The sequence below is a fragment of the Phaeobacter italicus genome (genome assembly GCF_019801785.1).
GTDB lineage: Bacteria > Pseudomonadota > Alphaproteobacteria > Rhodobacterales > Rhodobacteraceae > Phaeobacter > Phaeobacter italicus.
The window spans coordinates 407,736-428,889 of sequence record NZ_JAHVIJ010000001.1 but is presented as its reverse complement, the minus strand read 5'-3'; the positions used below and the strand labels follow the sequence as shown (position 1 = coordinate 428,889).

16 protein-coding genes and 1 pseudogene are annotated in these 21,154 nt (G+C 60.1%); 6 read left to right on the top strand and 11 right to left on the bottom strand.

The features are described 5' to 3' along the window. The first annotated feature begins 8 nt into the window (after positions 1 to 8). Positions 9 to 1,829: a glycosyltransferase family 2 protein gene (locus tag KUV39_RS02025; RefSeq protein WP_222458789.1), complete on the top strand. Its 1,821-nt coding sequence runs from the start codon at positions 9 to 11 to the stop codon at positions 1,827 to 1,829. Continuing rightward, entirely contained in the window at positions 1,801 to 3,108 is a 1,308-nt protein-coding gene (locus KUV39_RS02020; protein ID WP_222458788.1) for a DUF3131 domain-containing protein, read from the top strand. The genes KUV39_RS02025 and KUV39_RS02020 overlap by 29 nt, the downstream gene beginning before the upstream one ends. A 186-nt stretch (positions 3,109 to 3,294) precedes the next feature. Here the strand turns inward: KUV39_RS02020 and KUV39_RS02015 are convergent, their stop codons facing one another. Then, a complete protein-coding gene (locus KUV39_RS02015; protein ID WP_222458787.1) occupies positions 3,295 to 4,554 on the bottom strand; it encodes a peptidoglycan-binding domain-containing protein in 1,260 nt (419 codons plus the stop codon). A 256-nt stretch (positions 4,555 to 4,810) separates the two neighbouring features. Between KUV39_RS02015 and KUV39_RS02010 the strand changes: the two genes are divergently transcribed. Both KUV39_RS02010 and KUV39_RS18695 read left to right on the top strand, forming a co-directional pair. Then, complete coding sequence (locus KUV39_RS02010) at positions 4,811 to 5,401, top strand: OmpA family protein (protein ID WP_222458786.1); 591 nt, start codon at positions 4,811 to 4,813, stop codon at positions 5,399 to 5,401. Then, positions 5,398 to 6,219 (top strand): caspase family protein, encoded by an 822-nt coding sequence (locus KUV39_RS18695; RefSeq protein ID WP_244998190.1) that lies wholly within the window; start codon positions 5,398 to 5,400, stop codon positions 6,217 to 6,219. The genes KUV39_RS02010 and KUV39_RS18695 overlap by 4 nt, the downstream gene beginning before the upstream one ends. A gap of 91 nt (positions 6,220 to 6,310) precedes the next feature. Here KUV39_RS18695 and KUV39_RS18775 read toward each other — a convergent pair. The 3 genes and pseudogenes from KUV39_RS18775 to KUV39_RS01995 all read right to left on the bottom strand — a co-directional run. Further along, positions 6,311 to 6,856, bottom strand: a pseudogene (locus KUV39_RS18775) (family 16 glycosylhydrolase); the annotation flags it as partial. A 687-nt stretch (positions 6,857 to 7,543) separates the two neighbouring features. Next, complete coding sequence (locus tag KUV39_RS02000) at positions 7,544 to 9,085, bottom strand: hypothetical protein (RefSeq protein WP_222458784.1); 1,542 nt, start codon at positions 9,083 to 9,085, stop codon at positions 7,544 to 7,546. Beyond that, positions 9,085 to 10,773, bottom strand: coding sequence for a DUF3131 domain-containing protein (locus KUV39_RS01995; protein WP_037302453.1), 1,689 nt, complete (start codon positions 10,771 to 10,773; stop codon positions 9,085 to 9,087). The genes KUV39_RS02000 and KUV39_RS01995 overlap by 1 nt, the downstream gene beginning before the upstream one ends. 139 nt (positions 10,774 to 10,912) lie before the next feature. On the opposite strand from KUV39_RS01995, the gene KUV39_RS01990 reads away from it, so the two are divergent. Both KUV39_RS01990 and KUV39_RS01985 read left to right on the top strand, forming a co-directional pair. Then, the gene (locus tag KUV39_RS01990; protein WP_222458783.1) at positions 10,913 to 12,913 is read left to right on the top strand and encodes an ATP-binding cassette domain-containing protein; all 2,001 of its coding nucleotides are present in this window, start codon (positions 10,913 to 10,915) and stop codon (positions 12,911 to 12,913) included. Then, complete coding sequence (locus KUV39_RS01985) at positions 12,910 to 14,229, top strand: coiled-coil domain-containing protein (protein ID WP_222458782.1); 1,320 nt, start codon at positions 12,910 to 12,912, stop codon at positions 14,227 to 14,229. The genes KUV39_RS01990 and KUV39_RS01985 overlap by 4 nt, the downstream gene beginning before the upstream one ends. A gap of 124 nt (positions 14,230 to 14,353) precedes the next feature. Here KUV39_RS01985 and KUV39_RS01980 read toward each other — a convergent pair whose 3' ends face one another. From KUV39_RS01980 to KUV39_RS01950, 7 genes are all read right to left on the bottom strand, one after another. Then, positions 14,354 to 15,784, bottom strand: a complete 1,431-nt coding sequence (locus KUV39_RS01980; RefSeq protein WP_222458781.1) for a sensor histidine kinase — start codon at positions 15,782 to 15,784, stop codon at positions 14,354 to 14,356. A gap of 13 nt (positions 15,785 to 15,797) precedes the next feature. Beyond that, positions 15,798 to 16,475 (bottom strand): response regulator transcription factor, encoded by a 678-nt coding sequence (locus tag KUV39_RS01975; protein WP_008562625.1) that lies wholly within the window; start codon positions 16,473 to 16,475, stop codon positions 15,798 to 15,800. A gap of 24 nt (positions 16,476 to 16,499) precedes the next feature. Continuing rightward, positions 16,500 to 16,868, bottom strand: coding sequence for a glycine zipper domain-containing protein (locus tag KUV39_RS01970; RefSeq protein WP_008562486.1), 369 nt, complete (start codon positions 16,866 to 16,868; stop codon positions 16,500 to 16,502). Positions 16,869 to 16,989: 121 nt separating this feature from the next. Next, entirely contained in the window at positions 16,990 to 17,469 is a 480-nt protein-coding gene (locus KUV39_RS01965) for a hypothetical protein (protein WP_222458780.1), read from the bottom strand. Positions 17,470 to 17,653: 184 nt separating this feature from the next. Then, positions 17,654 to 19,054 carry a TRAP transporter large permease gene (locus KUV39_RS01960; protein WP_046210125.1) on the bottom strand — a complete coding sequence of 467 codons (1,401 nt, stop codon included), beginning with the start codon at positions 19,052 to 19,054 and terminating at the stop codon, positions 17,654 to 17,656. 15 nt (positions 19,055 to 19,069) lie between these two features. After that, positions 19,070 to 19,717: a TRAP transporter small permease subunit gene (locus KUV39_RS01955; RefSeq protein WP_008561298.1), complete on the bottom strand. Its 648-nt coding sequence runs from the start codon at positions 19,715 to 19,717 to the stop codon at positions 19,070 to 19,072. Between the two features lie 81 nt (positions 19,718 to 19,798). Continuing rightward, on the bottom strand, positions 19,799 to 20,815 hold the full coding sequence (locus tag KUV39_RS01950) for a C4-dicarboxylate TRAP transporter substrate-binding protein (RefSeq protein WP_008562218.1): 1,017 nt from the start codon (positions 20,813 to 20,815) through the stop codon (positions 19,799 to 19,801). Between the last annotated feature and the right edge of the window lie 339 nt (positions 20,816 to 21,154).

Genomic DNA, 21,154 nt, shown 5'->3' with positions numbered 1-21,154 from the left:
ACCTCGCCATGCCCGAACCCTATTTCCAGAAATTCGCCCAGCGCCGCCCACCGCGTTTTCCGGCGATGTCGCAGCGGCGCACGTTGGCCTGGCATTTCATGGCCGGTCTGACGATTGGCGTGGGTGCATGGTATCTGCAATGGCGCTGGTTGCAATCACTGAACCCGGACGCGCTGTTTTTTTCCGTTGCCGTTGTCAGCGCTGAAACCCTTTTGTTTCTCGGCACGCTTCTGTTCTACTTCGATATCTGGGCAGAACAGGACACCCCGCAAAAACCGCCGCCGCTCACACGGGACGGCGCGCATCTGGACGGGTCGGGCCCTATCGGCGTTGACCTCTATATCACCACCTACGACGAAGATCCTGAGGTTCTGATCCCGACCATTGCAGCCGCCCAACAGGTGATGTGCCCCCCCAATGTCTCTCCCCAGATTTATCTGCTGGATGATGGCAACCGCCCCCATATCGCAGCGCTCGCCCACCGGAGCGGAATTAGCTATCTCGCGCGCAGCTCCAACGAAGGTTTCAAGGCCGGCAACCTGCGCAACGCGCTGATGCAGACGGCCGGTGATTTCATCGTGATCTGCGATGCTGATACCCGCCTGGAGCCGACGTTCCTGCAAAACACACTTGGATATTTCCGCAATCCAAAGGTGGCATGGGTTCAGACCCCTCATTGGTTCTATGACATCCCCGAAGGTCAGGCTTGGGAAAGCTGGTTAAAGACACGTCTGGGCCAGATGGCGCAGCCCATTTTGCCCGCATTGGCGACATCCCTGCAGTGGCTGACCGGTCGCGACCGCGTCGGAGCGGACCCGTTTCTGTCCGAACCAACGGTGTTCTTTGACATCATCCAACGCAGACGCAATCGCAATGGCGCTTCTTTCTGCTGTGGTGCCGGGTCCGTCCACCGGCGCGAGGCCATCTTTGCAACCGCGCTGAAACGCAAGAGCGCGGCGGTAGACAAGGCTCATGGTCACCCCCCCGGCCCTGCCAGCCCCATCTGGATCAACAACATCCCGCTGCAACCCTTCCGGTTTCATGTGAGCGAGGACATCTATACCTCTATCCTGTTGCAGGAGGACCGGGAGGAAGGCTGGACATCGGTCTACCATCCAAAGGTCGAAGCCCGCATGTTGTCCCCCTGGACGATGGAGGCCTGGGCAACCCAACGGCTGAAATACGCAGGTGGCACCTTTGACATCATGCTGCGCGACAACCCCCTGTTTCGCCGCGGCCTGCCCTGGCGGCACAAGCTCCATTACGGTGCGACGTTCTGGTCCTACCTCACGACCCTGTGGTTGCCGGTTCTGTTGCTTGCACCGGTCATATCGCTCGTGACGGGCATCGCCCCGGTCGAGGCCTATTCAGCGGAGTTTTTTCTTCATTTCCTGCCGGTGATCTTTCTGAGCGAAATCGCGATGGTGCTGGCATGCAAGGGGTATGCAATCCAACCCGGCCGCGCCCTTGCCCTGTCCACGCTTCCGATCCAGCTGCGCGCATTGTGGTTGGTTCTGCAGGGCAAACGCCCCCGTTTTCCACCCACCCCGAAGACGCCAGTTTTCGGTCAAGGCCGCCATCACATCCTGCCCAATCTTTGCCTGATGTTCGTGATGGCTGGTGCCGGGATCTACGGCACCGTGCAAACTCTGCGCGGCGCCGAGAGCCACGACATGGCGCTGCTCATCACCAATCTGTTCTGGCTCGTCTGGAACATGGCTGCGGTCGGACGCATCGCCCTGGCAGCCAGCTGGTCACCTGACACCGCCCCTTCCCCCGCCCCAACTGAGGAGACAGCCAATGTCCACGACTTCTCGCTCTACCGGTAACCGAAGCAGCCTCGTCTTCCTCGCTGGGCTGGCCCTCGCGGCCGGGATCGCCGTTTCTGGCGACGGATTGCAGCACTATCTGCTGTCACGTGGCGGTGTCGCCATCGATCTCGACAGTGCCTATCAGCGCCAGCAAGAGCGAAGCCTGACACCACAGGACATTCACGCAGCCAAAGTGGCCTGGCGCTATTTTGAAACGAACTACAGATCAGAAAGCGGCTTTGTCGATGCCGTTGCTGGTTTCCCGTCCGGCACCCTTTGGGATCAGGGCTCGTATCTCTTTGCGCTTCTTGCGGCTGAGGGGCTGGGCATCATTGATCCTGGGCATTTTGGGGTGCGTGTCGACCATCTGCTGACGGCCCTCGAACGTATGCCGCTGTTTGACGACCGCCTACCCAACAAGGTGTATGATTCACGCAGCCTTGCGATGGTGAACTACAAAAACGATCCTGTTCCGGACGGGGTTGGCTGGTCTGCGCTCGACAATGCCCGCATGTTGACGGCGCTGCGTGTTCTCGAACACCGCCGCCCCGATCACGGCCCCCGCATCCGCGCGTTGCTGCGGGACTGGGATCTGGCGGCCATGGCAGATGAAGGTCGCCTGCAAGGCGCCCAGCGCGATGGATCCGATGTGCTTTACCGACAGGAGGGGCGGATCGGATATGAACAATATGGCGCACGCGCTGCAGCCATGTGGGGGCTGGACACGCTGGCCGCGGGCAGCGCGCGCAATATCATGGAGTGGTATGAGGTTTCAGGCATAGACGTGCCCGTCGACCTGCGCCGCGCCAGCGCCTTTCGCGCCATCACCCCAACGCTGAGTGAGCCATTTTTCCTGCAAGGGCTTGAGCTTGGCTTTGACCGCGAGGGGGCCACATTGGCAAAGCGGGTTTATGCCGCGCAGGAACGGCGGCACCGGGACACAGGCCAGATCACCATGGTGTCAGAAGACAATGTGAACCAAGAGCCGTTTTTTCTCTATTCCTCTGTCTACAGCAACGGCAGCCCCTGGGCCGTGGTCTCCGAAGACGGAGGTCTCTACCCCGAGCTGCGCACAGTGAGCCTTAAGGCGGCGTTTGCCTGGGATGCTCTGTTTGCGACGGACTATACCGCCCTTGCCCGCAGCAGCCTTGCAGATCTTGAAACAGATGGCGGCTGGGCCTCTGGCCGCTACGAGATCGATGGCCGGATCAATGATGTCGTGACAGCAAATACAAATGCCGTGGTGCTGGAAGCAATCCATTTCATCGCCCACGGGCCGCTCTGGTCGCTGCGCTGACACGGCTGAAAACTGACCGGTTGGGCGCAGATCGCCCAGACAAGCCAGAGCCCACAGGCACCGGGCGGGCGACCCAACCTATCGGGCGGCGCCATCCCGGCTCACTTGGCTTTCGCATCCGCCAAAACTCAGACTGATTTGTTTTGCCCTGCGCAGGCCAAGGGTGCGGTTCGCAGCCAGCGATGCTCAGAACCCCACATCTTCCTTGATGAAATCATAGAGGTTTTTGTAAATCCCCTCACATTCCTGCCCGCCTTGCGCCTGCCCGTCTTGGCAGCGTGGCGACTGAGCAGGCGCAATTTCTGGCGTGCGTGGCCCAGTTGGAGAGGTCACAGGTGCTGGTGTTGCTGTCTGTGGCTTCGGCACGAGGGCTCTGCGCATTCCGGATGGCGTCTTCGCAGGGGCAACCGCGGGATTTGCACCAGCGGGGGCAGTCTCCTGCCGGGTTGCCGTCTTTTCGCCAAGACGTTCGATCAGATCAAAATCCACCTCACCACTTGGCACCAGATTCTGATCTGCCTGAAAACGGCTGATGGCCCGGCGGGTCGCCGCATCCAGCGTGCCGCTTGCGGGGGCATTCAGATATCCAAGCGCCGTCAATTGCGTCTGTACCTCCGCGATATCCTCGCGGCCAAGAACATGGCGCCTCTCGCGCCGCTCCGCAGCGCGGGCATCCACGGATGGCGCCTCCAGACACTGCCAATAGGGCACACCTGCATGCTTGCCCAGCAGTTCGATCAAACCCAGCTCAATCAGGTTACGCACCGCCTGCCCCTGGCTTTCTATCCGTTCCACCGAAATCGGCACGCCGCCGGTCACGCTGTCGATGATGCCCGTCACGGTGCCATTCAGGCCCCGGCGCACCACCACCATCGAATTTGCCACCGATGCCCCCGGCACAACCCGCCGGCTTGGGTACTCGACCAGATGCAGATCAACCGAGACCACCGACAGTTTTCGAAACCCCTTGTAAAGCGATTTGGTCAGACCTGATGACCCCTCTGTCGAATGCACCGCGCCAACCTCGGCATCGACCGTGTCGGAATCCAGCTGCGAGATTGAGCCACGGATATAGAGCTGCGGCTTGACCTCCCCCTTCTTGCGGGTGGTCGTCAGCTCCAGCTGGCCAAACCCGGATATACGGGCCTGATCCAGAAACACATACCTCTGACTGCGCCGGTTCATCTGATTCATCGCATTGATCAGCATGTCGTCGGCCCCGACAGAAACCCGGCGGGTTTCATCCGGGATATCGGAGGATGACACCAGATAGCTCCGCCGCGGCAATTGCGCAAACAACCCATCCATGCAGCGCAGGGGTTCAGAAAAAGAGGTCAAGTTGCGCGCGGCGCGGGCATTTGGCTGGGCAATCGCCGGGGTCAGCGCAGGATACCGTGCGCCACAGCCCGCAAGCGTAAGCGCAAGTACAAGACTTCCAACGACCAATGAACATCCCCGCATGGGCACCCTAACAACACCTATACCTGCATATCTATACGCAGATACAACCATTGATACGATTACATTGGGTTAACTTGGCTTATTAACTGAATTGATTTTTATGTTTTTCACCTCTTGGTTGCAGCGCCTCGTTAACAAATATGAACTACACTTCCTTGGTGGTAGGTAATTGTTGAGAGGACCAGTTATGCGCCTCATACGCCGGAACGCCTCATGTTGGACTGGGGCATGGGCCGCAGCTGTGGCTATCGTCTTCACCTTCGCACTGGCCCCTGTCCGCGCGGCGCCGGTTGTGTCGCCTGGCGGCTTGGCTGAGCTGCCGATTTCAGCCGATCGCTGCGCCATTTCGCTGGCCCTGACCGGGCGACATATACCGGGTTGCGGGGGCCACCCAAGAACGGATCTGGGTGCAGCCCGCCGATTGCCACCCTCGGGATTTGATGTGGCAGCAGCACCGTTGGACAGTGCCCCAGCCGAGCAAGGTTACTTCATCCGCTTTCCGTTCAATTCCAACGCTCTAACCCCGGAATACGAGGCCCATCTGGCCCGGCTCGCTGCCGTCTTGTCATCGGCGCAGCTGCAAAACAGCTGTGTGAAACTGGTCGGGCACACGGACAGCATCGGATCTGATCAATTCAACATGCGGCTGTCGAAAACACGGGCGCAACGGGTGGCCGCCTATCTTGCCCTTGAAGGCGGCGTCGCGATGGAGCGTATTCAGACGGCCTCGCTTGGCGAAAAGCACCTCATCAAGGGGTTGCCCGGCCCACACCCGCTCAATCGGCGGGTCGAAATCCTGGCGCGCCACAACACTGGCAAAGGGTGCAAATGAACCAACCGGGCCAGCTGTCGTTTGGGCAATTGTTTGTCGCCTGCCTTCTCTGGCTGGTGACAAGCCTGCCTATCAGCGCAGGCACAGACGTCACCATGTCCGACACGCGCAAAGACAGCCATGTGGCCCTTGTCATCGGCATCAGCGCCTATGATCAACTGCCCGATCTGGCCAATGCCGCAGCTGATGCAAGGGCCGTGGCCGCGCGGCTTTCGGCGCTGGGGTATCGTGTGATCGCGCTTCAGGATGCAACCGGGCAGGACATTTTGCGCGGATTGGCGGGTCTCAGACTGGCGGCGCGCGATGCCTCTCAGGTGGTGATTTACCTCGCAGGGCACGGGCTCCAGTCGGGCGGCGCAGCCTATTTCCTTGCCGCTGATGCCCCTGCGCGCACGGCTGACATGGCTCCGGGCAAGGCACTGCCATTGGGCATCTTTGCCACTGCAATCTCTGACCAGCCGCGCCAAAAAATCATCTTCTTTGACGCCTGCAGAGATCTGCCCCTGACGGGCCTGCTGCCCCACCCGCAAAAGCCGTCATATGGCTCCATGCCTGCGGGGCTTCTCATTGCCTTTGCGGCAGGCCCGGGTGCGCCCTCCTATGACGGAGCAGGGCTGCACAGCCCCTTTACGGCCGCGGTTTTGCATGAGCTGGAGCAGCCAGATCATCCAGTGGAGGAAATCCTGCGCCGGGTGCGTCTGCGTGTGGTGCAGTCAACGCAGGGCCAGCAGATCCCCTGGATCCGTTCTTCCCTGCTGCGCCCTGCCTGGCTGAAGGGGCAGTTTGAGCGGCATGGGCATGTATCTGCGCATCACTAAAGGGACGATAGCGTATTTCTGACAACAAAGCCTTGCGCGCCACTCCAGGATCGGCCAGACCGGCCCAGCCCTCCAGTACCGGATCGGCGGCCCAAATATTGGCAAACAGATACCCCGGAACTTTTGGCAGCGGACCATCCTGCGCGGTTGTTTCAAAAATCAGTTTGCCCTCGACAAACCAACGCAGCCGGTCAGGCCACCATTCAAACGCGTAGCGGCGCGGACGATCTGCAGCATCAAAGCCAAGATCGATGAACCGATTGCGCATGGCACCATCCACGAACCAGGCCAGATGCAGTTTTGTCGTGTCTTTTCCCAGAAATTCAATATCGATCTCATCGTGGCGCGTGCCGTAATAGGGGCCGCTATAGGTAAAAAATCCAGTCACCACACCAGCGCCCCTGGCCGGTTGGAGAGTGATTTCATAGCGACCATAATGGCTTGGCTCAGGCCGCCGCATGGAAGCCCCGTCAAAACGGTTCGCGCCTCCTCCCTTGGGGGATAAAGTCAGCTGCAGGCCAAATGCGCTCGCGCTGATCTGATCGCGGCGCCAGTCGGTATCAAATTTTGGGTGGGAAAAATCGTAGTGCGCAACAGACCAGCCCAATTTGCTCGGGTGAAAGCCGGAGCCAAACACCTGAGAAAACCCATGCTGCGTCTCCCCGGTATCAGGCAGTTTTCCCGTCACGATGCGCCCTTTTTCTGGATCGACAAGCGGTGATGTCTGCGCCCAGGCCTGCTGCACTGCGCTCACAATCGGGATGGCGGCGACCAGAAAAAGAGCGGCACAGCCCCGCCCGACCTCACCCAGCCAGCACTGCAGCGAGCCGCGTTGTACCGGGCTCAGACACGGCCCCTTTACCCCACCGTTTGCCACGGCTCACCCCAATTAAGGTTAATCCCCATTAACCTTAATTGTCAGACTTCCTGCAAAAGATCAGCCCCCTTGCCTGGCCGCGTTTGTGTCAGGCTTAACAATTGACAAGGCGCATTTTGCCGCTTCAGCCCGATTTTACCCCGCGGGCAACAACCCGGATACATGACACAGGTCACAGTACAGACAGCGGGCTCCGCCCTGCTGGGGGGCGCTACCACATGGACGCAGTTGCCTGCGTCCTGCGAAGGGGCCGTGTGAAAGGGCTGCGACCCGCAAATGAAGGTGGTTTTCGTTTCAGACACAGGCCATTCACGGGCCATTCACAGGTCAAAAACGGCCCAGTTGGCCACCAGGCGACCAGACAGATTTGCCAATCAAAAGACCCGAACGAGAAAAGGCACGCCAGGCTCCGCGCCTTTTCCTGTCAGAGCCTGTCCTGTTCTCAGATTATTGCGGCGGAACAAGGTCCGGCAAGACGGCCGATTTGAAATAGTCTGACAGCAGCTGATATTCCTGCTCCGTTGCAGCGGGCATGGGGGCCGTGCCTGGCTCTGCCGCCGGGGTCACCCCCAGTTCTGCTTCCAACTCTCGCAGGATCTCGGACACGACATCCCCCTGGTAAAGCCCCGCACCGACACCTGCCGCCCCTTGCGCAGGCGGCGCCGGTGGCGACACTGTCGGAGCGGCAGCAGGGCTTTCATCTCGCTCGCGCAAAACGGCCAGGGCGGTTTCGGGGGCCAAGCCAATCTCTCCGATGAGATAGGCAAGTTGCCGCGCAAAATCAGCACCTTGCGGGCTTGTATCAGATCCGCTTGCAGGCAAACGTGCAAGCTGCAGCTGCCCAGATTGGCCTGCCTGACCCGGCTGCACCCAGCTCTGCGCCTCTCCGCCAGTGGGGGCTGTTCCGGTTTCCGAAAAGACCCCAACAGCTGGCGGACTATAGGCGGCCGCGCCCCCCGCCTGTTGCAGCGCCTCGATTTCTGCCCGGATTTCTTCTGCGACAGTCTGAAGGTTCTGTAACCGCGCAGCCAGTGCCGGGTCTGATGACGGCGCCGCAGATGTGGGCCAATCGTCGGTGTTTCCGGTCATCCCTGCAATCTGCTGCTCGCGTTGCAGCAACAGTTCGCGCATCAGCTTCAGCTCCCCCCGGACTTCGGCAACTTCCTCGTTCACGCGGCTATCAACCGTGGGATAGGAGGCGGTCGATTGGGGGGAATTTGGCGAATACACCGGCGGATTCTGCGCAGCAAAACCGCCCCCGGCAATCACCTGGGGCTGCGGCATCGGAGATTGCCAGCTGGCCGGGCGGGTCATGTCCCCCTGCCCCTGGCTGTTCTTGGAATTCGGCACGGGCCAGCCGCGTGGCATAACGGTATAGTCCTGCCGCGCCAGCACCCACCGCAGATAGGTCGACACGGCGCTGAACCCGCGCAGCGAAACATTGGCAATGGTTTGATCGCCGCGCCGCACCATCAGCTCTCCACCCGTGGACAGCAACGCTTCCAGCTGGTGATCAAGAGGCTGCAGAATGCGGGGCGGCACCTGAATTTCTGATACGCCTTCAGAGACATAGAAGGCGTCCCCCTCGGCGACATCTTCGAACTTCAGTTGCAGTTGCCCCCGGTTGGTCAGCATCATCGTCATGCTGTCCTTTCGCCCCTCACAGGCATAAGTGCGGGGTCGGCAGATGACCTCGAACACATCGGTGTCGAGCCGCGGAGACGGTGAAAACCGCGCATAGCCGTCCGGGTCAAAGCGAAAGTAGACCCCTTCCACCAACCCTTCTTGAAAGGTTGGCCAGCCAAAAGAGCCGCGCAGCGCCTGCTGTGCCTCACGTGCCCCGATCGCAAAGGGCAGCGAGGTGTCCAAGATTGCATTTTCGGAGGCAAAGACCTCGGGCCCCCGTGGCGGAGCCTGAACCTGTGCAGACGCGGGCTGGCTCAGCAATTGGGTCGCCAGAATGGTGGCAAAGATTGCAATCGGTCGCATCAGAAATCTTCCCTCAGTTGAACAGAATGGCGCAGGGCCGGAAGCCAGTCTTCCTCCTGCGGGGGGTCGGGATAATTGCGGCGCTCGCGGATATCCTGATCGCGAAAGGCCGTGTACCAGACCTCTGTGTCACCGGCGAACGGCGTCAGGATCTTCCCCTGCACCTTGTGCAGAAGAGAGGTCAGAATGATCCCGTTGTTGTTGGCAGTAAAGATCGCAACCCGCCCTTGCCCGCGTTCATAAAGCCCTTCAAACATTCCGTTTTCCGGATCGTAAAGTTCAATGATCGCGTCATACAGAACGTCGGTGTAATCGGTATCCCACAAGGCCCAGAGACCAAGCGCCGCCTTGGAGGCAACCGCCGCATGGTCTGGCACATAGTCGCCGCGCGGGGTGACCGTGTTCCACGGATAGCCATCCGAGAAAATCGTGTCATAGGTGAAATACGGCGGCCCCTTGACGTTGTGTTCTGAACGCGCGGTCATGAACCCAGTGTGGCGCCAACGGTTTTCCTGAACCTGATAGATCCGGTCTGCAAATTCCGCCCGCCAGCCGTCGCTATGGAGCCAGTCGGGAGAGCTGTCATCATGGGGCATGTCAAAGCCCAACTCCAGCCCATCCTGCAGATAGGATTCCGTCACCACATAGTTTTGTGAATGGAAAATCCGCGGATCCCGCCCGTCATACGGCACCTGCACCCCGTAGATGGAGGCCGTCAGAAACGGCTCTGCCCGATGCGCCAGAAGCGGACGAAACCCCCACAACGCAAAACCCTTTGCAGCATATTCCTCATACCCCAGCCGCCCCTCCTGGACGTAAACTGTTTCACCCGTTTCCTTATCGACGTAAGAGCCCATCAAAAGGCCCTCGCTGTCGATCACATTGCTGAAGTCCCATTTCAGAAGGACGGAGTCGACGGTATTTCCCAGGTAGGGATAGCGGTTCTTGATGATCCGCATCCAAACCAGAAACCGGCCGATATCCAGTGCGGAAAAGCCGATTTCCCCGGGTTTGTTGGTATAGTCGACCTTAGCACCGGTCTTGGTGTGATACACCTTGTTCGGCAGCTCTTTCCGAAACAGCTCCAGCCCCTTGACCGTTGTCAACAACTGGGTCATCCGGCGGTCAAACTCCGGCTTTTCGATCAGGCACAATTCATATGCTGCCACCGCGCCGGCGATGTAAGATGCGGTGTCCCACAGCGTGGTAGAGGGATAATTCCCGACCGAATTCGCCAGCCCTGTGGTTTCTTGTGTAAATTTTTCGAAATAATGCCAGGCCACCCGCGCAGCCCGCAACTCGCGTTCGCTCAAAAACCCGCGCCGTGGCGCGTAACGGCGCACGTAGGCACCGCGTGCATCATAGCCCTGGGGGCGATCCGTTAGATCATTGAGCGTGTCAAAATAGTCTTCCGGCATCTCGCACATCCGGGGCGGTTTGGTGCGTGCAGCCTCTCCCCGGATCAGACTGGTGGTGGCAACAGGGAGATTCCCCCGCATCAGCGCAGGAATATCATCCAGATCGCCACCCGCGAAAATCGGAATGATTTCATCCTCTTGCGCGAGAAAAATAGAGCGCGCAGTCACGCTGACAGAATAGGCCGCACCGCCAAGAAGCAGGGTCAACCCAGAGAGAAGCAATGCACCAAAGAGCGCTGATTTTCGTTTCGGTCTGTTCTTTTCCGGCATCTAGACCACCTCAAATCAATTCAACGCTACTTTTACGTGCAATGAGTTTATATCCGGTAAATCAGTCATTAACGCTAAATTATACAATCCAAGGCAGACTGATAAAAAGTATGATTATCGCTATTTTTGCGGAGCGGCCATGCAGCATGCGAGAGACGTGTCGGTCACGACGGATCCGACCACCCCCAATCGGGAAGAGGCGGCCAAGGTGCGTATTCTTCCCGGACCACAGGCGCGCGACAGAACGGCTCCGGCCTGGCTGATGCCCCTGTCTGTCCTGTTTACCCTCGCCAGCGAGGGCTGCGCGGCGGCAATCGCAATCTTGCCGATATTCTTCCACTCGCTTGTCGCGGTCGGCGGTGAGACCCTGCTTGCGCCCTTGTTGCTGTTTCTGGCGGTCGTGCCGCTTGTGGGGATCCTTGTGTTTGATTTCGGCTACGCGCGGGCGTTTGGCGGGTTCAGGCAGGCCCGAACGCGGGCCGCCGCCATTGTACGCGCGGCACTTGCCGTTGTGGTTGCCCTTGCGCTGACCGCAATGCACCCGATCCTTGCAGGTCCCTTTACGTTGGCCGCTTTGATGGGTCTGATGCTGTCGTGGGGCGCAAACCGCCTTGTGGCGCGCGAACCGGGGTGGGATACGCTCCCCCAAGAGGCCGTGAGCGTTCTCGCCGGTCGGGATGCAACCGGCTGGCGCCTTGCAACGACGACGCCCGGACGCTCCACAATTGCTGAAAGCGCGGGCCGCGTGACCGCCCTTTTTGCCCTTGCGTCCGGATTTGCCACCGCCAGCTGGCTGACGGCGACAGGGGTCATGAACGGCGCAGCCGTCGCCTCGGCGGGTTTGCTGTGTTACTGGGCGGCGCACGCATTTTCGGGCTTTTTCGATCAGCTCTTTGCCCCTTCTGACGAACAAGCAACCTCAGCCATCAGCGTTGCCGAACTGCCGCTTGCGCAGGACCAGGGCGACAATGATGGGCTAACTATCGCACGGCTATCGGCCTTTGACCGGGATGGCCGGGCGGTGCTCTCGGATGTCAATCTTGACATTGCGCCGGGCCAGATCGTCGGACTGACGGGTGGAAATTTCGCAGGAAAGTCCCTGCTCCTGCGGGCGATTGCCGCGCCATTCGATCTGACCGATCTGGACGTGCGCGGCGCGGTCACCATCGGAGGACAGTCTCCCTGGCAGCGCAGCGGACGGGACAGACAGGTTCCTGTGGTCCTGATCCCGCCCTCGCCGCTTTGGCTGCCGGGAACGGCTGCGGACAACCTGTGCTGCTTTGGGGATGATCTTGACCTCCAGCAGGCCATGCAGGCGCTGAAACAACTCGTCTACACGACCGACACGGTGGATCGGGTTTCCGCAGGCACGGCAGTCGCCATGCTCTCCACCTCTGAGCAGAAGGCGCTGAGCCTTGCGCGCGGTTTCTACCTGCGACCACGGGTTTATCTCATGGATCGGCCAGAAGACGGTGCAACGCCTGCGTTGACAGCCGCGCTTGCCCGTCGGATCCAGCAGGAATGCAGGATGGGCGCCATTTTCCTTATTGCCAGCGACAACCGCGAAATCATGGACCTGTGCGATCAGGTCGTCGTGATGCAAGGCGGGCGCATCATCGATGTGGGCACGGCTGAGGATATCCGCACCCAAAAAGACATCGGCTGGCGACGGCTGCGGGCTGCGCGGTCATTGGAAAGCGAAGAAGCCCTGGACAGTTGGCTCAGGTCGCAGTTTCGCCGTGATGGCGATGACGGCAATCGCAGGAACGTCTGTGTGATCGCCAGCGAGCTGCTTGCATTTTCCTGTCAGGATCTCGCGCCGGGCGAAACAGGTGGAAAAGTCACCTTTGAATTCAAGCACTTTGAATCCTATTGCATGGTTCGGATGCTGGATAGCGGCCAGCCTGTCTCCAGCGGGTATCTGGAAAAAATGCAGTCGCAGGCCGAACAGGGCGATGGGGTACAACGGCTTGCGCCATTGGCCGCGGTCATGCGGGATGCCCTGTCGGTTGAGGCGTGCCGGGAGCGTCAGGACCGCGCAACAGAGGACGACGGAGAGGCCGCTCATCGTGTGATTGAGGTCAAGATTGCGACTTACGATCCCCGCAAGCCCCGCAGCCAAGGGGAACAGGCGGGATGACCGGACAGCTTGGCAACCTGCCCCCCCGGGAACGCGGCGGATGGGGGCGATGGCTGTGGTTGATGGCAGCCTGCGCAATGATGGCCCTGCTCATTGCTCCTGCCGCACAATGGCTGGTCGAGGCAAAGGCACCGGGCCAGCGCCGCTTCGACGGAACATTGAGCCCAGGCACCCATCAGATAGACCTGCGACTGCCCGCAGGCGTTCCGCTGACGGCGGTTCTTACCTCTGCCGGACAAGAGGTGAGTGCCGGAGAAACCATTGCCCTTCTCGACTTGCCGAAAATCACCGCCCGGGCGGATATGCTGCGCCGTCACATCAGGGTAAATGCGGCGCTTCGCGCCTGTCTCATGGATGCGGGCCATGCAGACGTTCTGCTGCAACAGATCCGGGAAGAACAAAGTGCACCCACCGCCGAGACCGCAAGCCCCTTGCCTGAAAGCGGGGCGCGTCACGCCGTCGGTTCCGATCTGCCGCTCAACCAGCAAGAGCTGTCATTGCAACTCCAGCGCACTGCTGAGACCTGCAAGAACACGCATAACGAAGCCGCGCTACATCAACGCAAACTGTTGAATGCGCTTGAAGATTTGCGGGCCAAATCGCGTCGTCTTGCGCTGCGTGCGGCCACTCCGCCAACCGCGGACGAGGATTTGCGCAGTCAGAGGCTCCGGTTGATTTCGCTCGCGCTGGATCGGGAGCAGACCAGCAAATCCATCGCCCAAATGGAACTGCAGCTGAGCGCATTGGCGACAGAACAGACGCGCGCCAACCTGCGGCGTGTCCAGCAACTGGAACAGGATGCACAGCGCCAGATTGGTGAGCTGGAAATCCTGATGTCCTACGCCGCGACGCCCCGGCTTTATGCGCCGCAATCGGGGACCATCCTGCGCACCCGTCCCCTGCCTGAAAGCGGCACCTTTCAACAGGATGTCGTCTTTGCGACCTTGCAGCTAGGCGCCAGCGATCTGCATCGCGCGGTGTTTACCGCGTCAGAGGATGCCCTCCCCTATTTGAAACCCGGCGATCCCATCACCATCACGCTGAGCGGGATTGGCCTGCACTCACAATTGCTGGACGGTGAAATTCGCACGCTGCGCCCCTTTGCCGACACCGGAGACGGGACACCTGCCCAGCATCTTGTCGATGTCAGCCTCAGCGCTGAAAGCGAGGCTTTTCTCGCCTCCAAAAGCGCAGAAACAGCCTATGCCGGGGCGACAAGCAGTGCCCACATCACCGTCACCCTGCCTGAACGCCCCTTGGTTCAGGCGTTGTGGCGCAGTCTTGAACAGGTCAGCCAAACGGCCGGGATCTGGTGAAAGGCCAGAGCCTATGCATCCGCCAGCTGATCCCCTGGGATCACGAGAGTGCGGTGGGTGAGCGGGGATTTGGAAACACAGCAGGACCGGGAAGAGGATTGAGCGCGCCTGCAGGTCCCGGCGCTCAGGATTTCGACGGCGCCGCGCCCGGCGGAAAAGAGACCTGTACCGTCAGGCCGACACCACCGGGGCCGAACATAAGCTGCAGATCGGCCTCATGCAGATCGGCAATCGCCTTGACCATAGCCAACCCCAGGCCTGCGCCCGCGGTGGTTCGGCTGCGGTCCAACCGATAAAGCGGATCCAGCACACGGTCGCGCTCGTCCTCGGGGATGCCGGGGCCGGTGTCCGACAGGCTGAGGACGTTGCCGACCACTTTCAGCGTGATCACGGCGCCCTCTCCCGCATGGCGGATGGCGTTTTCGATGAGATTGGCAAGCAGCTGCATCACCAGACTCTGATCGCCCTGGATCGTTGCATCCTCTTCCACCCTAAGCGAGAGATCCTGCCCTGCGTCCTGCGCCACCGCCTCGTAGATGTCATGGGCCTGCACCGCGACCGCCGCGAGAGAGAAGGTGCGAAAGCCATCACGCCGATCATGCCCCTTGAGGCGCGCAATACGCTGAATGGCGGCAAAAATCGCAATGATATTGTCCATCTGCTCGATTGCGGCGGCACTATGGGCCTGCGGATCTTCGGCCTGTTCGCTTTCTTCAAGATGCAGGCGCAGCCGTGTCAGAGGCGTGCGCAGGTCATGCGCGATATTGGCTGAAAAATCAGACATCTGCCGGATCGATGCCGCCAGCTTTTCAGTCGCGCCATCGATGCGGACCGTCAGTTCGTCGATATCATCCCGCACCCGTGCCGGTGCCAGCCGCACGGACAGATCACCATCGGCAATCCGATCGAACCCGGCACCGATGTGGTTGAGGCGACGCTGCGCGCGCAGCCCGAAAATCAACCCGACCACGATTGCCGGAAGGGACAGCAGGATCACAAAGAACAAGATGACGGTGGTAAGGTCAGAGCCAAACGCAGAGATCCCAGGCGCATAGACGATCAGCACGCCGTCCAGGACAGGCCCCGCATAAATGCGCCAGCCCAAATCGGCCTCGGCTTCGAATTCGACATCAAAGAGCTCCTGCTGCGGCGCGATCGGCTGGCCGTCACTGTCGCTGTCGTCCTCGTCCAGCAGCTCAAAAATCCGCTCCAGCGCCTCGTAGGCCTCTGGCTCGAACAGCGCCTCGCCCTCAAGAATATCGAAACCGCGCAGGTCAAACGCCTCTGGCTGCACTGGCCCCAGCACCGTACCGTCCGCCAGCAAAACCGCATAGCCGATGCCGCGATCCGAAAACACATGCGCGGTGTCGATCTCTCTTGGAAAGGCGCCATCGCGGCGAAACCCTGCGCTGATCTGCTGGAACTCTTCGCGCAGATCCGCCTCTGTTTCTGCGCGGAACTCCTCGGTCACGATGTCATCAAGGACCAACCCGCCAATGCTCAGCAGGACAAGGAATGCCAGCGACAGCGCCATGGCCTGGCGCAGCGCGCTCATGCGGATCAGCCGTTTAATCAATGAACATATACCCCGAGCCCCGGATGGTGCGGATGTACTCTGCATCAAAGGGTTTTTCGATCTTGTTGCGCAGGCGGCTCATGTGCGTTTCGACCACGCTGGTCGAAGGTTCGAAATTGATGTCCCAGACCCGCTCCAGCAGCATTGCGCGGGTCTGGATGCGTCCTTTTGAGCGCATCAACACCTCTAGCAGGCGAAACTCCTTGGGGTTCAGGGGAACAGCCGTTCCGTGGCAGGTACAGGTCTGGCTGAGCAGATCCAGCTCTAGCCCGCGATGGGACAATTTGGTTGCAGGCGCGTCCCCTTCGCCGCGCCCGCGGCGGGACAGGGCCGTGATCCGCGCCAGCAGCTCGCTCATGGCGAAGGGTTTGCTCAGGTAGTCATCTGCGCCAGCCTCCAGCCCCTCAACCCGGTCTTCCACGGCGCCAAGGGCAGTCAACAGGATCATGGGAGTATTGATGCGGGCGCCGCGCAGAGTGCGCAGCGCCGACAGTCCATCCAGATCCGGCACCATGCGGTCAAAAACCAACACGTCATAGTCGCGCGTGCTGGCCGCAATCAGCGCCTCGCGTCCGTTTTCGATCCAGTCGACAACATGACCTGCCGCGCCCAGGCCCTTGGAGGTCCAGGCACCGATGTCGGCATCATCTTCCAGCAAAAGGATCCTCATCAGACGCTCCTGATCGTTTCAGTCTCAGGCCAGGACCTTATGGCCCCGCCCCTGCATGCAGCGAATGAGGATTTCGCGGCGCGCTTCATCAGCTTCGCTTGCGCCTTCCAGCGCACCGATACCGCTGCCGATAACGGCGCCGACCAATGCATCATCTACGCGATCCCCATCCTTGCTGTCCGCAACACCGATGATGCCACCGATGACGGCCCCTTGAACAGCGCCAGATTGCACAGTTTTTTCAGTGTGTTGTTCTGCCAACGCCCGGCAGGCTCCAAGATCTGCCTGAAACCCGATCTGCTGTGGGCCATCTGTCAGCAGGGGCTCGTCAAAACTGTTGCTGCACGCACCAAGGGCCACAGCGGCAAGGCAGCCAAGAATTACTTTAGTCATGAATGATCTCCTGAGTGTCGCCGCTTTGCGATTGTCCTGTGGCGACATGAGTTTGGGTGATATTTGGAAAGGGGTCAGGCCGGGGCAAATGCCCCGACCGTTGTGACAAGGGACAAGGGGATCAGCCTTTGTGATCGTCATCCTCGTCATCGTCGTCGCAATCGCAGTCGTCCTCGTCCAGCTCATCAACCAGGCTTGCGAATTCCAAGGCGTCTTCGAGTTCCTCGTCGAGCAGCTGCTGCATCATCTCTGGCGTTGCGGCTGTCTGGGTTGCGGTGTTCAGGATCGTGCCGTCCATTGCAGAAACAGTGAGTTCGCTGACGCTGGTCGGGCTTGCGACGACCGCAACAAAGACCGGGAGGTCATTGAAATCATCAAGGCTGATCTCGACCAGGCGGCCCTCGGCATTTTCCAGAGCGGTGCGCATGACCTGATCGAAGGTGACAGGCACGGCCAGCATGTCGGCATAGGTCAGCTCAGGCTTTTCCGCTTCGACTGCAGGCACCACAGGCGCGCTCTGGGCCTGCAGGCTTTGCGCGGCAAAGCCGCCCGCGATCAGGGTGGCGGTCATTACGATGCCGGTCATTGTCTTGGTAATCATGGGTCATTCCTCTCATCCGTTGCGCCAGGGCGGTGGACGCCGTGTCTGGCTGATGAGACGAATATGCGGGGCCAGTCTTACAAGGTCTCCGCCTGGACCTTACAATTCTGTAAGGAAGATATTTTTTGGGCCACGGCAGGTTTTGCCGTGGCCCATTGTCTGTGTCCTCCTGTGGGCAGCCGCGCTAGGCGAGGCTGGGAAGCCAAAGCACAATGGAGGGGAAAGCGACCAGCAGCGCGATGGTGATGCCGTCTGCGATGAAAAACGGTGTGACGCCTTTGAACACGTCCTGCACGGTCAGATCGTCCCGAACCCCCGCAACAACAAAACAGTTGAGCCCAATGGGCGGTGTGATGAGACAGAACTCGGCCATTTTTACAACCAGAATGCCAAACCAGATCGCACACATCGGCCCGGACATGCCAAAGGTGCTGTCAGCCGCTGAGACATATTCGCCGCCATTAAGCGCCATGACCGCTGGGTAAACGACGGGCAGCGTCAGCAGCAACATACCGATGGCATCCATGAACATACCCAGCACCGCATAGGCCAGCAGGATGCAGATCAGAATCAGCATCGGCGAGAGGGTCAGCGAGGTGATCCAATCGGAAAAGGCCGCCGGCAGTTCGGCAAAGCCCAGAAAGCGCACGTAGATCAGCACGCCCCAGATGATGGTAAAGATCATCACCGACAGCTTTGCCGTTTCCAGCAGAGCATCCTTCAGTTCGGCCCACCGCATGCCGCGATACAGCGCCATCAAAAAGACCACAAAGGCGCCAATTGCGCCCCCCTCGGTCGGCGTGCCCCAGGCGTCTCCACCGAAGGGGTTGTAGACAAACAGAATAATCGTCGCGACCACGAACAGGATCGGCAGCGCCGGGGGCAAGGAGACAAAGCGCTCGCGCCAGGTAAAACCGGTGACCGCAGGCCCAAAGCCCTTGATCGTCATGGCCATGCCGATGATCAAAAGCCCGTAGATCAACGCCGAAAACGCGCCAGGAATAAAGCCTGCCAGCAGCAGTTTGCCCACATCCTGTTCAACGATGATGGCATAGATCACCAAGATGGCAGAGGGCGGGATGAGCGAGGCCAGCGTGCCCCCCGCAGCCACGACCCCAGCCGCAAAGCGTTTGTCATAGCCGATTTTCAGCATCTCGGGGATAGCGATGCGGGCAAACACGGCCGAGGTCGCAACTGATGCCCCGGACACGGCGGCAAACCCTGCCGTGGCAAAGACGGTCGATACCGCCAAACCGCCCGGCACCCAGGCAAGCCAACGCTTTGCTGCCTCGAACAGTGCCTTGGTAAGCCCGGCATAGTAAGCTAGATAGCCAATCAGGATGAAGGTCGGAATGAGGCTCAGCGCCTGGCTGGACACCTTGGAGTGAGGCACCTGCCCTGCCGTTTTGACCGCAATGGTCAGTGCCTTGGTAAAGCGTGCTGGATCATAGCCGAATTTGGCCCAGAAGATCCAAACAAGGCCAATCAGCCCTGCAAGACCCGCCGCAAAGGCCACCCGCATTCCCAGAACAACCGTGACCAGAAGAAAACCGCTGACCCAGAGGCCAATCTCGATCGGTTCCATTGTCTGTCCTCCGCCTTAAGTGTCGTTGCCGGAGGCGGAGACGCCACCGAGATGTTCAGCTTCGGCTGCGGCCTGCTCTGCAGCGCTAAGCACAAGCGGCACAGCAACCGGCTGTTCCAGCCCCAGAACAAAGGCGCGACCATATCCCCAGACCTGCAGCAAAAGGCGCAGGACCAGAACCGCAAAGGCCACTGGCGCCAACAGCTTAGCAGGCCAGATCGGCAAGCCGATATCAATGGAACTGTCGCGGCTCCACAGAGGGGCGGCAAAATCAAAAGAGCGCAGAAAATGGGACCAGCTGCCCCACAGCAACGCCAGCACAAGCGCAAGGATCAGAACCACTGAGAACAGCTCAAACAGCCAAAGGGCGCGACCGCGCAGCGCCGAGATCACCAAATCCATCCGGATATGACTGCCATCGCGCTGCACAAAGGAAATCCCCATGAAAGCGATCAGCGGCATAACCTGTTCGATCCAATCGACATAGCCCGGCAAAGGCGCGTTAAAGGCGTTGCGCCCGCCGACTGATACCACTGCCAGCAGCATCAACGAAAACACCGCCAAACCACTGACCAACGCCAAGGCGCGCTCCACTGTCAGCAATTTCCGGTCTATCCGGCTGATCAGGCTGCCATCTTCCAGCACTGCTGCACTGCTTGCCATGCTCTGCCCCCCTTACTTATTTGCATTGATGCAAAAAGGGCCGGAACGATATGCCCGGCCCTTTCTGTGGTCTGCGTCAGATCAGCTGCCCGCGCGCACGTCGGCGAGGGTTTTCTGAACCAGATCATAAAGCTCCTGCGCTGGCAGGCCCTGTGCGGTCATGTCCGCGATCCACTGCTCGCGGATCGGATCCGCTGCAACCTTGCGGAACTCGGCCAGCTGGTCGTCAGAGATTTCGACCTTCTGCACGCCTTTTTCTTCCAGCACGCTGTCCCATTTCGTCAGCAGTTCGCCGTAATTTGCCAGGTAATGTGCGATGGCTTCGTCAATGGAACTGTCAAGCGCTGCGCGTTCCTCATCGCTGAGGGCGTCATAGGCGTCGGTGTTGACGACAACCGGGCAGTTCACCGTGCCGGGGTTGAGGTTGGCCGTCCACCAGTCAGCTTTGTTGATGGTGCCAAAGCTGAGATGCGCGTGCTGGGCAAAGGCAACGGTGTCGACAACACCGGATTCCATCGCGTTATAGGCCTCTGTTGCGGTCACCGATGTGGGCACGGCTCCGACGGCAGAGAAAGCCTTGCCGATGCCACCGGTCGCACGCACCCGCATGTCCTTGAACTCTGCCAGTTCGTCCCGCGGCTCACCTGTGCCCACGATATTGTACTGAGGCATCGGCGACGTCATCAGCAGCTTGGCGTTCCAGCGCGCCAGATCCTTCTGGACGGCAGGGTGGGCATAGACCGCATGGCTGACTGCCACTTCCTCTTCGAGATTGGCAACCCCAAGGAACGGCAGTTCCAGAACGGTGATGGACGGGTTCTTGTCGCGATGGTAGCCCGCGCAGAACTGTGCCATCTCAAAGGCGCCGATAGAAATGCCGTCCAGGTTTTCCTTGTTCTTGGACAAACCGCCGTAGCTGATGTTCATGGTGAACGCGCCATCGGTTTTTTCTGACACCAGCTCTGCCAGCTTTTCCACATGCTCCGTAAAGGCGCGGCGCTTGCCCCAGACCGAAACATTCCATTCGGTCGCAGCAGCGCTGCCTGCAATCGACAAGCCAGCGATCGCCGCAGTTGCGGCGGTGAGATAAGTCTTCATGGTATCCTCCCAATTTGTGCCCTTCGCCGACGATCCCGCTCTACCCCGACAGGGTCTGACAGGCCGCAAGGCGGGCATCTTCGTTGAAGCTAGCGCCAAGGGCGCCACCTGCCAACCCCAAGGCGTACCGGGGAGTCGGACAGCCTGTCGCGCCCGCGCACAGAAGCGGACAATCCGGTCGCACTGCGCACATTTTAAGCCATCCAGACGGCCCTCACCTGCGCGTTGCTCTTCCTGAACTTGCGGGCCCGGTTGGGGCAAACCAGGGCGACTTTGGTCGCAGAGAGGCACAAGATGCCGCAGGCGATGACGCCAGTCCGCCCAGCTTGATAGCGCCAC

Bases quoted from the DNA above. Each gene is read 5' to 3' on its own strand.
- KUV39_RS18695 (WP_244998190.1), top strand. From the start codon at position 5,398: ATGAACCAACCGGGCCAGCTGTCGTTTGGGCAATTGTTTGTCGCCTGC.
- KUV39_RS01955 (WP_008561298.1), bottom strand. From the start codon at position 19,717: ATGGCAAGCAGTGCAGCAGTGCTGGAAGATGGCAGCCTGATCAGCCGG.
- KUV39_RS01980 (WP_222458781.1), bottom strand. From the start codon at position 15,784: ATGAGCGCGCTGCGCCAGGCCATGGCGCTGTCGCTGGCATTCCTTGTC.
- KUV39_RS02020 (WP_222458788.1), top strand. From the start codon at position 1,801: ATGTCCACGACTTCTCGCTCTACCGGTAACCGAAGCAGCCTCGTCTTC.
- KUV39_RS01970 (WP_008562486.1), bottom strand. From the start codon at position 16,868: ATGACTAAAGTAATTCTTGGCTGCCTTGCCGCTGTGGCCCTTGGTGCG.
- KUV39_RS01995 (WP_037302453.1), bottom strand. From the start codon at position 10,773: ATGCCGGAAAAGAACAGACCGAAACGAAAATCAGCGCTCTTTGGTGCA.
- KUV39_RS01960 (WP_046210125.1), bottom strand. From the start codon at position 19,054: ATGGAACCGATCGAGATTGGCCTCTGGGTCAGCGGTTTTCTTCTGGTC.
- KUV39_RS02025 (WP_222458789.1), top strand. From the start codon at position 9: ATGCCCGAACCCTATTTCCAGAAATTCGCCCAGCGCCGCCCACCGCGT.
- KUV39_RS01975 (WP_008562625.1), bottom strand. From the start codon at position 16,475: ATGAGGATCCTTTTGCTGGAAGATGATGCCGACATCGGTGCCTGGACC.
- KUV39_RS01990 (WP_222458783.1), top strand. From the start codon at position 10,913: ATGCAGCATGCGAGAGACGTGTCGGTCACGACGGATCCGACCACCCCC.
- KUV39_RS02000 (WP_222458784.1), bottom strand. From the start codon at position 9,085: ATGCGACCGATTGCAATCTTTGCCACCATTCTGGCGACCCAATTGCTG.
- KUV39_RS01985 (WP_222458782.1), top strand. From the start codon at position 12,910: ATGACCGGACAGCTTGGCAACCTGCCCCCCCGGGAACGCGGCGGATGG.
- KUV39_RS01950 (WP_008562218.1), bottom strand. From the start codon at position 20,815: ATGAAGACTTATCTCACCGCCGCAACTGCGGCGATCGCTGGCTTGTCG.
- KUV39_RS01965 (WP_222458780.1), bottom strand. From the start codon at position 17,469: ATGATTACCAAGACAATGACCGGCATCGTAATGACCGCCACCCTGATC.